The sequence below is a fragment of the Muricaecibacterium torontonense genome, assembly GCF_004793925.1.
In the GTDB taxonomy this organism is placed as follows: Bacteria; Actinomycetota; Coriobacteriia; order Coriobacteriales; family Atopobiaceae; genus Leptogranulimonas; species Leptogranulimonas caecicola.
In genome coordinates, this window is the sequence record NZ_SRYE01000001.1 from 116,427 (window position 1) to 128,767 (window position 12,341).

13 protein-coding genes are annotated in these 12,341 nt (G+C 61.3%); 3 read left to right on the forward strand and 10 right to left on the reverse strand.

The annotated features are described in order from the left end of the window. Window positions 1-570 precede the first annotated feature (570 nt). On the reverse strand, window positions 571-1,335 hold the full coding sequence (locus E5334_RS00540; RefSeq protein ID WP_136011669.1) for a DeoR/GlpR family DNA-binding transcription regulator: 765 nt from the start codon (window positions 1,333-1,335) through the stop codon (window positions 571-573). Window positions 1,336-1,346: 11 nt separating this feature from the next. Further along, window positions 1,347-1,562 carry a hypothetical protein gene (locus E5334_RS00545; RefSeq protein ID WP_136011670.1) on the reverse strand — a complete coding sequence of 72 codons (216 nt, stop codon included), beginning with the start codon at window positions 1,560-1,562 and terminating at the stop codon, window positions 1,347-1,349. Window positions 1,563-1,937: 375 nt separating this feature from the next. Between E5334_RS00545 and E5334_RS00550 the strand changes: the two genes are divergently transcribed. Further along, window positions 1,938-3,767 (forward strand): magnesium transporter, encoded by a 1,830-nt coding sequence (locus E5334_RS00550; protein ID WP_136011671.1) that lies wholly within the window; start codon window positions 1,938-1,940, stop codon window positions 3,765-3,767. Between the two features lie 59 nt (window positions 3,768-3,826). Continuing rightward, a complete protein-coding gene (locus E5334_RS00555; protein WP_275438891.1) occupies window positions 3,827-5,044 on the forward strand; it encodes an Nramp family divalent metal transporter in 1,218 nt (405 codons plus the stop codon). Between the two features lie 480 nt (window positions 5,045-5,524). Here E5334_RS00555 and E5334_RS00560 read toward each other — a convergent pair whose 3' ends face one another. The 7 genes from E5334_RS00560 to E5334_RS00590 form a co-directional block, all read right to left on the reverse strand. Beyond that, window positions 5,525-6,193 carry a transaldolase family protein gene (locus E5334_RS00560; protein WP_136011673.1) on the reverse strand — a complete coding sequence of 223 codons (669 nt, stop codon included), beginning with the start codon at window positions 6,191-6,193 and terminating at the stop codon, window positions 5,525-5,527. Between the two features lie 75 nt (window positions 6,194-6,268). Then, a complete protein-coding gene (gene deoC, locus E5334_RS00565) occupies window positions 6,269-6,910 on the reverse strand; it encodes a deoxyribose-phosphate aldolase (RefSeq protein ID WP_136011674.1) in 642 nt (213 codons plus the stop codon). A gap of 215 nt (window positions 6,911-7,125) precedes the next feature. Further along, window positions 7,126-8,088 (reverse strand): transketolase family protein, encoded by a 963-nt coding sequence (locus E5334_RS00570; protein WP_136011675.1) that lies wholly within the window; start codon window positions 8,086-8,088, stop codon window positions 7,126-7,128. After that, on the reverse strand, window positions 8,089-8,940 hold the full coding sequence (locus E5334_RS00575; protein ID WP_136011676.1) for a transketolase: 852 nt from the start codon (window positions 8,938-8,940) through the stop codon (window positions 8,089-8,091). Window positions 8,941-9,110: 170 nt separating this feature from the next. Continuing rightward, entirely contained in the window at window positions 9,111-9,398 is a 288-nt protein-coding gene (locus E5334_RS00580; protein ID WP_136011677.1) for a PTS sugar transporter subunit IIB, read from the reverse strand. 230 nt (window positions 9,399-9,628) lie between these two features. Continuing rightward, window positions 9,629-9,862 (reverse strand): hypothetical protein, encoded by a 234-nt coding sequence (locus tag E5334_RS00585; RefSeq protein ID WP_136011678.1) that lies wholly within the window; start codon window positions 9,860-9,862, stop codon window positions 9,629-9,631. 71 nt (window positions 9,863-9,933) lie between these two features. After that, a complete protein-coding gene (locus E5334_RS00590) occupies window positions 9,934-10,401 on the reverse strand; it encodes a PTS sugar transporter subunit IIA (protein ID WP_136011679.1) in 468 nt (155 codons plus the stop codon). 347 nt (window positions 10,402-10,748) lie between these two features. Between E5334_RS00590 and E5334_RS00595 the strand changes: the two genes are divergently transcribed. Further along, window positions 10,749-11,570 carry a DeoR/GlpR family DNA-binding transcription regulator gene (locus tag E5334_RS00595; protein WP_136011680.1) on the forward strand — a complete coding sequence of 274 codons (822 nt, stop codon included), beginning with the start codon at window positions 10,749-10,751 and terminating at the stop codon, window positions 11,568-11,570. A gap of 102 nt (window positions 11,571-11,672) precedes the next feature. Here the strand turns inward: E5334_RS00595 and E5334_RS00600 are convergent, their stop codons facing one another. Beyond that, entirely contained in the window at window positions 11,673-12,134 is a 462-nt protein-coding gene (locus tag E5334_RS00600; RefSeq protein WP_136011681.1) for a hypothetical protein, read from the reverse strand. Window positions 12,135-12,341: the final 207 nt, after the last annotated feature.

The window sequence follows — 12,341 nt, forward strand, 5'->3', positions numbered from 1 at the left end:
CCGGCGCGGTGAGCCTGTGAGGTGCCTAAGCGGCGGGACCGCTGGGGGTCCGGTGCGGAAATATGCCGATGCGGCGAGCACCGACGCGGCGGGGATGCCGAGAAGCCCCCCCTACTGGCTCTGATTCTATCGCAGTTGGACTGCGATTGCTCTTACTTTGTCGTATTTTCGCCCAATTCGTCGCGTTTTCTCCACGAATGACTGGGAAGGAGGGTTGAGCGGCGCGCGGGAGCCAGGAAGGGTCCGTCGCTGGGCTGCTGAGTTGCCGTCGCTAGGTTGTCAGGTTGCGGGCGCTGAGCTGTTGAGTTGCTGTCTCTGGGCGCCCATCTCGTTATTAGAGGGCTTTCGGCATGGTTTTCGAAGGAAATGAGCCCGTTTTGAGGGAAATCTCGTTATAAGAAGGCTTTCGGCACTGGGGTTTTGCAAAACCCCAGTGCAGTCAGACCTCTAATAACGAGACGCGCATTCGACACCTGTGCGGAGAGCTCAGGCTACCAACTTCGCGCAGGTAAAAGCACCTTGGCGGCCGCGCTTGGCTGCATTCCTTACTGCCTCGCCTAGCCGCATCCCCTACCAGAGCAGAGGGGCCTGAAGCTCGGCCAGCACTTGGCCACGGGCCGTCTCTTTGGCCTCCGGTTCCATGACGATGCCTGCAAAGGAGTCCAAAGTGGCGTAGGAAAACGTGCCCCAGGCCCCCACCTTGGAGCTGTCGATGAGCAGGTAGGCCGCCTGACAGCGAGCAAGGACGGCGCGCTTGACCATGCCGTCATCGGCATCGAAGGTGGTCACATCTCCAGTTTTGGGATCCACTCCCAGCGCTCCCATAAAGGCCGCATCAAAACGCAGGGGCTCCAGCATGGCCAGGGTCTGAGGGCCTGTAAAACCGTTGAGCTCGCCGGAGACGGTGCCGCCAATGCCCGTGACCTGCAGGTGATCGCGACCGGCCAACACTTGGAGCACATCGATCATGTTTGAAGCCACATGAACTGGCTTGGGGCCGGTGGCCAAAAGCTCCGCCAGATAGTGGTTGGTGGAAGAGCAATCCAGGTAGATGGTGGAGTTCTCCTCCACCAGCTCGTAAGCCTTTTGAGCCAAGGCGCGCTTTTGAGGCTCATGGATGTCCACGCGGTTCATGATCATGCGGTCGGCCAACGACTCCGGCCGTATGGCGCCGCCGTAGACTTTGCGAGCCCTTCCCTGCTCTACCAAGGTTTTGAGGTCCTTGCGAATGCAGTCGTCGCTCACGCCAAAAAGCTGGGCCAGCTCACCCACGGTCACGCGGCCTTCAAGGGCGATGAGGTCTGCGATAGCGTCCTGGCGCTCTTTCAAAAACATGACAGTCCTTTCTAAAATCCCTGGTAGCAGCAGCCTGCGGCCTCGGGGAGGGGCTCTTGGCAGGTGTAAGCAGCCTCAAGGGAGGAGAAGCTCTTGGCAGGGGCTTGAGCAATGGCGAGCGCCGGGAAGCCCACAGGCACGAACCCGGGAGGGCGCGGGCTTCTCGGCAGCAGAGGGGGCGAAATGGCGGCATGGCCAATGCAATGCCGCGTTCTGCAGGGGCGCATGGCGCTCTACGAGGACTATTAGTTTATCCGAGTTTATCGTAGTTTAGCCTGAGGACGCGAGAAAGTGCGACCAGGGGTAACCCCCACGCAGGGAGTGGCGGGTAAAAGTTGTGCCCGTCGGCAGAGTTGGCTGGTAGCCGAGGGGGTACATAGGGGCAGAGCGTGTAGAATAGGAACGCTTTAGCGGACGTCTCTGGCAAATCGAGGCGCCACGCAGACGTGGGTCATCAAAGGAGAAAGGGTTTAGATGAAACCTCGACCGCACAGTCGATGACCCCTGAGACCGGCTCCTTAGCGGGTCGCGCCCCAGGGGTGTGACAGGCTGCCATGAGGCAGCGCCGCTACCAGCCCCTACGGGCGCAAAGGAGCAGTTTCATGATCTATCTGTCTCAGATGCTGGGCATTCCCGTTCTGGATTCAGGGGGCGAGCGCATCGGCGTCGTGAACGACCTGGGCATCGCCACAGGCGAGGTGTTTCCCCGGGTCACATCCCTGGCGTTTCAGGGCCCCGGCAAAACGCCCTTCATGATCAGCTGGCGCAAATACGTCGACAGCTTTGATGGCGACACGGTGCGCCTTAAGGTGCCCTCCACAGACATCCGCTTCTCCTACCTGCAGCCAGAAGAGGTCCTCATCAACCGCGACCTCATGAACAAGCAAATCGTTGATACTCGCGGCCTGCGCGTAGTGCGCGTGAACGACCTCAAGCTCTCGGACTCCGGCTCCTCCCAGCTGCGCCTGTTAGGCGCCGAGGTGGGAGCCCGCGGCATCTTGCGCAACCTCTCCCCCACCGTCGAGCGCGGGGTCGCCAAGATCGCCCACACGCTGGGCCACGACATTCCCGAGAAGATCATCGCCTGGAGCTATATGGACCTTCTGGACCGCGAGCTTTCCGATGTGCAGCTCAATATCTCACATAAAACCCTGGACGACATGCATCCGGCGGACATCGCGGACATCATCGAGCAGCTGGACCCGCGGCTGCGCGGCCAGGTCTTTGCCCAGCTGGACGACGCCCAGGCGGCAGACGCCATGGCCGAGCTGGACGACGACGGCATGGCCGCAGAGATCATGGACGACATGGACGTGGCCTCGGCTTCGCGCATGCTCTCCCAAATGGACCCGGACGACGCCGCGGACCTGGTGAGTGAGCTGGACTACGAGCGTGCCGAGACCCTGCTGCGCCTCATGGGCGTCAAGGAGGAGAAGGCCATCCGCCAGCTGCTGGGCTACCGCGAGGATACCGCCGGCCGTATCATGACCTCGGAGTTTGCGGCGCTGCCCCCTTCGGCCACCATCGCCGACGCCATCGCCAAGATCCGCACCATGGACGAGGACGACATCGAAACCGTCAACTATATCTATGTGTGCGACGACGATCGCCACCTGTTGGGCGTGCTCACCCTGCGCGCGCTGCTCATGGAGTCGCCGGACACCCAGCTCTCGGCCATCATGGAGACCGACGTCATCACCGCCAACCCCGACGACGACCAGGAAGACGTCGCCGAGGCCATCTCCAAGTACAACCTGCTGGCCATCCCCGTGGTCACCGAGACCCAGCAAATCGTGGGCATCGTCACCGTGGACGACGCTCTAGACGTCCTGGAAGAAGAGCACGAGGAAGACCTGCAGCTGGCCGGTGGCCGAAGCGATTCCGACACCGACAAACCCACCCACGACCTGCGCTGGCTCTTGGGAAACCAGCTCTGGTTCTTCTTCTGGGTGTGCGGCGTGGTGGCCATGGCCGCTGCGGGTTCCGCACTAGGCATCCAAGCCGCTGCGCTAGCTGCCTCCGTGGCGCTGCCCGTCTGTCTCCTCATGGCCGATGACATGGTGAGCTACACCACCGGCTTCTTCATCGAGTTCGATCCCGACGACGAGGACTCCCCCTCCACCAGCTCCTTTGTCTTCCGCGGCCTGGGCATCGCCTGCGTCTACCTGGCGCTGGTCATGCTGCTCGCCATTGGCATAGGCGGCCTGTTCGCCCCCACCGCTGCCCTTGATGCGGTGAGCGCGGGCTTCTGGGCCTCTGCCGGCTCCGCCCTCATCAGCTATGGCACCGCACCCCTCTACCTGCACTATCTGCGCCAAAAGGACGCCCACGGCGAGGAGGTCTCCCGCCTCTCGCTGCGCTTGCTGGCCCTCACGGTGTCCATCGTGCTCTTCATGGCCATCTGCCTGCCCGCCCTCGTGATGGGCGCCTAGCTATGGCTACCGAGAAGAACACCCCCACTACCCCGCAAGCCCCTGCTCAAAAGCGCAAGATGCGCCTGCTCACAGTGCTTGCCGCCATGGGGCCTGGCCTCATCGCCGCCCTCTCCGGCACCGACGCCGGCGGCATCGCCACCTACTCCAACGCCGGCGCGCTCTTTGGCTTTGGCCAGCTGTGGACCGTGCCCATCATGGGATTCTTGATGATCGTGGTCCAAGAGACAGCTGCCCGCATGGGCTGCGTCACCGGCAAGGGCTTCGCCAGCTTGATTCGCGAGCAATTTGGGGTGCGTTTATCGGCATTCGCAATGCTGGCCCTGCTGGTCTCCAACACCATGGTGACCCTCTCCGAGTTCGCCGGCATCGCATCCGGCATGTCGCTCTTTGGCATTCCGGCGCCAATCTCGGTGCCCATCGCCGCCATTGTCATCTGGCTGCTCACCATGAGCGGCAGCTACAAGCGCATCGAAAAAGTGCTCTTGGCCATATGCTGCGTGTTTATCGCCTATGTGGTCGCAGGATTTATGGTGCAGCCCGACTGGGCCGATGCCCTGAACGCCACCATCCTCCCGCGCATCACCCCCACGCCCGAGTACCTGAGCCTGTTGGTGGCAAACATAGGCACCACCATCGCGCCCTGGATGATCTTTCTGGCCGAGTCCAACGTGGTCGACAAAAATGTGGGCGCCGACGAGATCCCCTACCAGCGCATCGACACCGCCACCGGCGCCATCCTGGCGTCGATCATTTCATGGTTCATCATCATGGCCACCGGCGTGACGCTGCACCCTGCGGGGGTAGCAGTGGACGACGCCGCCCAGGCCGCGCAGGCCCTCGCCCCCATCGCCGGCCCCTACGCCGAGCGCCTCTTTGGCTTGGGTTTGGTAGGCGCTTCTCTGCTGGCCGCCGCGGTGCTTCCCGGCATCACTTCCAGCGCCATCTGCGAAGCCTTTGGCTGGGAGCACGGCGCCGACCACGGTTGGAGCGAGGCCCCCGTCTACCGCGGCATCATCACCGCCATCATCGTGCTCTCTGCCGGAGTGGTGCTCATCCCCCACATCGATCTCTTTGGCATCATGATGGCCGCCCAGGTGGTCAACGGTGTGCTGTTGCCCGTGCTCATGATCTACATGGTGATCATCGCGTCCGACAAGCGCATCATGGGCCGCTACGTCAACGGCCGCCTCTGGACCGCCATCACCTGGGCCACCATTGTGGTCATCATCATCCTCACCATTGTGATGTTCGTGCTCCAAGGGTTGGGGTACTGAGCTGTTGTAACGCTGGGCGGCTCGCGCGGAATACGTTGGGTGCGCACTTAGGATTCTAACAGCTGCCCGGTCACACCACCTGGGTATGACTGCATTTTTGGGACGACCCGGTTACACCACCATGGTGTAACCGCGAAAACGCGCCCACATTCCCGCAAAACCGGCTACACCCTAGAGGTATTTTGCCAACCATCCAGTAACACCCCTGGGGTATGTCCGGGTGCCTCCTAAAAGCCCGCTACACCCCGAGATGTAGCGGGATAGGTGGGCGTAGCTTTTTAGCAGGGTTTTGCGAAGCGGCTTTTCTAAGGCGCTATGTTGAGAAGCCGCCAGACACCCCTAAGATACTCCCGTTGCCGAGAAAAGCTCGCCCCCCTTAAAGCCGGAGGCCTTAAGGGGGGCGAGCAGCGATGCCTTAGGTTGGAAGCGCCAGGGAGCGCTGGGGCGCCTTGGAGGCGCTGAGGTCGCGAAGGGTACGCCTTACTGGGCGGAGGTGACCTTCTTCCAGTCGGCCTCGAAGGCGGCCAGGCCGCGGTCGGTCAGAGGATGGTGCAGGCACTTCTCCATGGCGGCGAAAGGCACCGTGGCGATGTCTGCGCCCAAGAGGGCCGCCTGGGTCACGTGGTTGGGGGTGCGAAGAGAGGCGGCGATGATCTCGGTGTGCTCAGGTGCGTAGTAGTTCTTCACCGCGGTCACGATGTTTGCCAGCTGCTCTATGCCGTCTTCTGCGATGTCGTCGAAGCGGCCCACGAAGGGGGAGACATAGCGGGCGCCGGCAGAGCAGGCCATCAAGGCCTGGGGCACGGTGAAGATGAGGGTCATGTTGACGTTGACGCCGTGCTTCTTGAGCTCCTTGGTGGCGGCCAAAGACTCAGCGCAGATGGGAAGCTTCACCACGATGTTGGGGGCAAGGGCTGCCAGGCGCAGACCCTCTGCCACCATCTCCTCGGTGGTGGTGGCGGTGGACTCGGCAGAGACCGGAACGTCGGGGCAGGCCTCGGCGATCTTTACCATGTGGGCCTCGAAGTCGGCCAGCTTGCCGCCGGTCTTGGCATAGAGGGAGGGGTTGGTGGTGACTCCTGCCACGCAGCCCCAGGAGTAGGCGGTCTTGATCTCTGCGAGGTCGGCGGTGTCGATGAAGAACTTCATGGTGATTCCTTTCTGGGTGATCAACCAGTGGGATAGTGTGAAGAGCGAGTATCGCGCGCTTTTTTGAGGTGCGCGCTACTCGGCAACGATGGCAATGCCAGAGCTGGTGCCAATGCGGTCGGCGCCAGCCTCGACCATGGCGGCAGCCTCCTCGGCGGTGTGGATGCCACCGGAAGCCTTTACCTTGGCAGCGCCGTTGACGGCCTTGGTCATGAGGGCCACGTCATGCACGGTGGCGCCGCCGGTGCCAAAGCCGGTGCTGGTCTTGACGAAGGTGGCATGCGCCTCGACGGAGAGGCGGCAGGCGCGCTCGATCTGCTCGTCGTTGAGATAGCAGGTCTCCAGGATCACCTTGACGCAGCGACCCTGGGCGGCCTCGACTACGGCAGCGATGTCGGCGCGCACGGCGTCGTCCTCGCCGGCCAAAAGCCAGCCCACGTTGAGGACCATGTCCACCTCGTCGGCTCCGTTGTCCACGGCCCAACGAGCCTCATAAGCCTTGGGATCGGTGGCCATTGCGCCCAGGGGGAAGCCCACTACGCAGCAGACCTCTACCTCGGAGTTGGCCAGGCGCTCGGCGCACAGGGGCACCCAGCAGGTGTTGACGCACACAGAAGCGAAGTTGTGCTCGATGGCCTCATCGCAGAGACGCTCGATGTCGGCACGGGTAGCAGTGGCCTTCAGGATGGTGTGGTCGATAAGCCCGTTGAGTTTCATGGAACAAGATCTCCTTTAAATGAATGATGTGAGAGCCCTCCCGATGGGTTGCCGGGAAGCTCCAGAGGCCCTGCCGCGCCAACGGCGCTCGGTGCCTGAACCGGCGCGACAGGACTCCAAGAGCGATGGGCGGCCAAGAGGGCCGCAGAGGCAAGGCGCCTTTGAGCCGCAGCCCTTTAGGCCAAAGCCTTTAGGGCAGAGGCTGTTTAAAGCCTCTAGGCCAAAGCCTCGGTGACGGTGTTCACCAGGTCGTCGGCGGTGAGGTGATACTCCTTCTGGAGGAAGGAGGCGGGGCCCACCTGACCAAAGCGCTCGACGACACCGTGGCGCACCAGAGGCACGCCCAGGTTCTTCTCGGCAAGGACCTCGGCCACTGCAGAGCCCAGACCGCCGATGACGCCGTGGTTCTCGAAGGTGACCACGCACTTCTTGCCAGCGGTCTCGGAGACCACCAGGTCGACATCCAGAGGCTTGACGCAGAACATGTCGATGACCTCGCAGGAAATGCCCTGAGCCTCCAGGGTCTCAGCGGCGTCCAGAGCGTCGGACACCAGCTGGCCGGCGGCGATGATGAGCACGTCGGAGCCGGAGCGCAGCACGTTGCCCTTACCCATCTCGAAGGTGGAGCCGGGGGCGTAGACGTCGCGCACGGCCTTGCGGTTGCCGCGGACATAGTGCACGCCGGCGCCAAGGTTTGCAAAGGCGCGGATGATCCACTCCATCTGGGTGGCGTCAGCTGCGTCGCACACCACGGCGCCAGGGATGGTGCGCATGAGGCCCATGTCCTCGTAGGTGGTGTGGGTGCCGCCATTGGTGGCTACGGCAAAGCCGGGGTCGGAGCCGTAGATGTTGATGGTGTTGCCGGCGTAAGCGCCCGAAAGGAACACCTGGTCAAAGCAGCGGCGGGTGGCGAAGGGGCCAAAGGTGTGGGTGAAGGGGATGAAGCCTTCAGAAGACATGCCGGCGGCGATGCCCATCATGTCGGCCTCGGCGATGCCGCATTGCACGAAGCGGTCGGGGTTGGAAGCCTGGATCTTGGTGAAGCCGGAAGCGCCACCCAGGTCTGCCTCCAAAGCCACGACGCGGTCGTTCTCCTTCATGAGGTCCTGCAGGGTCGAGACTACGACGGCGCGCAGCTCGGTGCCCATCTGGGAACGGTCTTGAGCGAGCTGGAACATTTAGGCTTCACTCCCCTCGATGATTGCGGTGAACTGAGCGATGGCTTCCTCGGCAGCAGCCTTGGCAGGAGCGTCGAACTTGGGAGAGTGATTGCTCATGAGCTGCTCGAAGTACGGTACGCCGGCGCCCTTGACGGTGTCCATGACGATAGCCACAGCAGAGTCCTCGTGGTGCTTGGCCTCGGTGATGGCGGCGTCCAGGGCCTCGATGTCCTGGCCGTTGACGGTCTGGGTGCAGAAGCCAAAGGCGCGCATCTTCTGAGAGATGTCGAAGGGGTTGAGCACATCCTTGGTGTAACCGTCCAGCTGCTTCTTGTTGTCGTCGATGATGACGATGCAGCGGTTCAAGCGGTTGGCAGCGATGAACTCGAACGCCTCCCAGCACTGGCCCTCGTTGAGCTCGCCGTCGCCCACGATAAGGTAAGTGTAGGTGTCGGCGCCCTTGAGACGCTGGGCATAGGCGATGCCGGCAGCGGTGGAGCAACCCTGGCCCAAAGAGCCGGTGGTCATGTCGACGCCGGGGGTCTTCAGGCGGTCGGGGTGGCTGGGGAGATCGGTGTGGCCCTGGTTCAAGGTCATGAGCATGTCGCGGTCGAAGAAGCCGGTCTCGGCCAGAGCGGCATACCAGGCGGGACCGGCGTGGCCCTTGGACAAAACGACGCGGTCGCGATCCTCCCAGCGAGGATTGGACGGGTCCACCTTCAAAACCTTGCCGTAGAGCAGGGCCATGAGGTCGGCGATGGAGTACGAGCCTCCCAGGTGACCGGATCCTAAGGGAAGCAGCATCTGCATGACGTCACGACGAATCTTGGTGGCGAGCAGCTGAATGGATTTCAGCTCCTGTTCCTGCATCCTTGCTCCTTTCATCAGTGATTGAGTTCATGGTTGCGTAATTGAACGCTTAGAAAAAGGCGGGCCCGCAAAGGTGCCCGCCACAAGAGAGCTATAGTTCCGCCTACGCAGGCAGGGCGGAGAAATCCAGGGGCTTCTCTCGAGCCCCTGGGCGCGAGTGGGCCAAGCGCCTACTCGGCGTCGAACTTCTCCTGGAGCTTGGTCTTGAGCTCGTCCTTGTCAACGATGTTGACCAGGATGACCTTCTGCTCCTCGGGGATGTCGGTGACAAAGTTCTCGAGGTCGCGGCCAATGACAAACAGGTCGGCAGCGCCGGGGACCACGTCAGAGATGGTGGTGTGATCCACGGAGACGTCGGTCTTGCCAAGATCGCGCAGGACATCGTCGATGTTCATCTGCACCATGAGACTGGAGCCCAGGCCGGAGCCGCAAGCGCACATAATCTTCTTGATAGCCATGATGGATCCTTTCGATGAGGCGCCTTGACGGCGCGTGGGCGTACGGTTCCGATGATGAACCTCGGAGATGCCCAAGGTGTGAGAAAACCAAGGAAAACACGCCAAAAGCCTCAAGAGTGCCTTAAAAGGCTCGTTGAGCCTCTTGGCGCAAAAGAAGTGGTGGAGCGAGGAGGAGGTTGGAGGGTCCTCGCCCCACCGGAGAAAAGCGACGTGACGCTAGATCGCAGAGCTTAGGCAGCAGCGTCTTCCTTCTTGGGCTTGGGAGCCACGAAGTTGTAGACGATGGGGGCCAGGAAGCACACGATGCAGATGACCAGGAGAGGCCAGCCGGGGTCGACAGAATGTTGATGATAAAGTCGAGCACTGCCATGGTCTATCTCCTTTCTGTTTGCTTGGAAGGCTGCGCCTTCTTCTTTACCTATGCGCGCCAGCCCGCGGGCTGGATAGTGCCTAGCTTGGTGCAAGGGTTTCTCGGCACGTTCTTCTGCGTGTCCCTGCCGAGAAACGCTCGCCCTCACCTCAAGAGCTCGGAGAGCTACTCGCCAGCCTTCTCGGCGTCGGCGACAAAGTCGTCGTAGACCTCATCGGCGGTCTTGGCGGTAGCGATCTTCTCGATGGTGTCAGGATTGGAGAACATGACTGCCAGCTCCTTCATGACCTCCAGGTGAGAGTTGGCATCGGTCGCGGCCAGGGTGACCAGGACGCGCACGCCGGGGCCCTCGGGCTTGAAGAAGACCGGCTCGCGCATGACGGTGACCGAAAGCTGGGTCTTGAGGGCACCCTGCTCGGGGCGGGCGTGAAGCAGTGCCAAATCGGGGCAGATCACGAAGTAGGGGCCAAACTCGTTGGCGTTGTCGATGATGCCCTCGGCGTAACGGGGAGCCACGAAGCCGTTGTCGATCAGCGGGGTGCAAGCGATGACGACGGCCTCCTCCCAAGAGTCAGCGCCTTCCCAGATTTGGACGTTCTCGCGCTTGAGCATGGACGCGATTGCTTTGGCCATAGCGCTCCTTTCCTAAAAAGCTACTGAACGTCGGACAACCAGAGAATGCCACATTTCCTGTTTTGCACGACGTCTTTTCCTGATTTTTCCTGTTTTGTCCCTTCAGCGGTAGAGTTTCTGGGGTAAACGGCAAAACCAGGAAATGACGACCCAGAAATGGCCCTCTTGGTATTGAATACATACTAGGAAATCTAGTTTTTTCCGCTTTACTCCCCCGATAAAAGCCCATCAGCCTCCTGCTGCGGGCGCCAGGCCCTCCAACCCGGTCGTGCGACGCAGCTGCTTTAGGAGCGCGTCATCCGCGCACTCCCCCAACCCTGTCCAACGCGTGAAACGAGGTGGTTCCTGTGTTCCCCAACGAACGCCGAGAAGGTATTCTTGCTTATCTTGAAACACAGGGACGAGTAACCGTCGAAGAACTCGCTGAACTGTTCGATATTTCGGTAGACAGCATTCGCAAGGATCTCAAAGCCCTCTCCAAACAGGGGCTCCTAAAACGCGTCTATGGCGGAGCCATTCGCATAGACCGCGAGGCAGAAGCCCCTACGCCCTCCGACATCGCCGCCGCCTCTGCCGCGCGCATCATTCCCGAGCCCACGGCGACCATTGGGACGTCGGCAGACCCGGCCAAAGAGGAGAGCCGGCGGCAGGTGGCCTCCCGCGCCTATATGGAGATCAACGACGGGGACGCCATCTTCTTAGACGTCTCCGAGACCTCCCGCCATATCGCCGAGATGCTGGCTGCCGGCGACAAGCGCTGCATCGTCACCACCAACATGATCGACGTCCCCGCCATCCTGGCCAAAAACCCTCTGGTCACAGCCCTGGTAACCGGCGGCTACCTCTCACCCGACATGCGCGGGTTCACCGGCCCCACCACCATCAGCCTGCTGGAGCCCCTGCTCTTTGAGAAGGCGTTTATCTCCTGCGCCGGCATCAGCCTGCCCAAACGCTCGGTGACCTGCGACACCATGGAAAGCGGCCAGGTCAAGCAGCGCGCCATCGAGAACGCCACCTACAAGTTCCTCTTGGCCGAGCACTCCAAGTTCGACTTCCACGCCGGCTACCGCTTCGCCTCGCTCACCGACTTCACCGCCATCATCACCGACACCACCGACGTCAGCCTCCTGGGCGACATCGCCGCCATGGGTGTCCCGGCCCTGTGCTAACGCGCGCAGCAGCTGCGGGGTCTTTCCGCCACGCCCCACGCTACAGCGCGCTAGGTGCCAACTACCCTCGAAACCCTAGAAGCCGAGAAACCCCCAGCCTCCTTAAGCTGCAGGTTTCTCGGCTTCTTGTGTGATATGGGACGCCGGGGCGTCTGCGCGCTCGAACGTAGTCCCTATGACGTATTTACAGCTATAGGAATAATGTCCTGAAGACTCTGTAGGGTGATCCCAGGTAATGATCTCGCCCACCTGCGGCCTCTCTGACGTCTGAGTTCCCGCCGCCACGCTATCTGCCAAGTGAGGTTTCTCGAAAGCGACCATTACCGAGCTTCCGATTTCATAGTCGTCGCTATCCGTTATCTGGGTGACGATTAGCAGCTCTCTCTCGCTTTCGCCTAACGCAAGCACTTTGCCTGTTGAGCCGGTGATTGCGAAATTTGCTTGTTGCGCACCGCTAGGTGCAAATCCACCCCCAGTAACAAGAGGCGAAGGCATAAGCAGTGCGCCCACAAGAAGGACTCCTACAATCGCCACTGTGACCCATCTTCTTTGCCGAATGCCCATAGCAACTCCTTCTTGCGAAGTCCCCTTATTTTGATTCTCACATATCCTTAATTATTCGACAACTATATTGCTCTCGCCGAGGTTGTTCCCTGGGAATCATTTACAAGCGTTGACGTCAAAATAACTCGCTATTGAAGGCTGGATACGCCACCCTATCCTTCTTCAGGCTTGCTCACAAGCGCTGTCGGCAAGTCTGCACCCCTCTCA

Bases quoted from the DNA above. Each gene is read 5' to 3' on its own strand.
- E5334_RS00540 (WP_136011669.1), bottom strand. From the start codon at position 1,335: ATGTTTTTGAAAGAGCGCCAGGACGCTATCGCAGACCTCATCGCCCTT.
- E5334_RS00545 (WP_136011670.1), bottom strand. From the start codon at position 1,562: ATGCGCCCCTGCAGAACGCGGCATTGCATTGGCCATGCCGCCATTTCG.
- E5334_RS00550 (WP_136011671.1), top strand. From the start codon at position 1,938: ATGATCTATCTGTCTCAGATGCTGGGCATTCCCGTTCTGGATTCAGGG.
- E5334_RS00555 (WP_275438891.1), top strand. From the start codon at position 3,827: ATGCGCCTGCTCACAGTGCTTGCCGCCATGGGGCCTGGCCTCATCGCC.
- E5334_RS00560 (WP_136011673.1), bottom strand. From the start codon at position 6,193: ATGAAGTTCTTCATCGACACCGCCGACCTCGCAGAGATCAAGACCGCC.
- deoC (WP_136011674.1), bottom strand. From the start codon at position 6,910: ATGAAACTCAACGGGCTTATCGACCACACCATCCTGAAGGCCACTGCT.
- E5334_RS00570 (WP_136011675.1), bottom strand. From the start codon at position 8,088: ATGTTCCAGCTCGCTCAAGACCGTTCCCAGATGGGCACCGAGCTGCGC.
- E5334_RS00575 (WP_136011676.1), bottom strand. From the start codon at position 8,940: ATGCAGGAACAGGAGCTGAAATCCATTCAGCTGCTCGCCACCAAGATT.
- E5334_RS00580 (WP_136011677.1), bottom strand. From the start codon at position 9,398: ATGGCTATCAAGAAGATTATGTGCGCTTGCGGCTCCGGCCTGGGCTCC.
- E5334_RS00590 (WP_136011679.1), bottom strand. From the start codon at position 10,401: ATGGCCAAAGCAATCGCGTCCATGCTCAAGCGCGAGAACGTCCAAATC.
- E5334_RS00600 (WP_136011681.1), bottom strand. From the start codon at position 12,134: ATGGGCATTCGGCAAAGAAGATGGGTCACAGTGGCGATTGTAGGAGTC.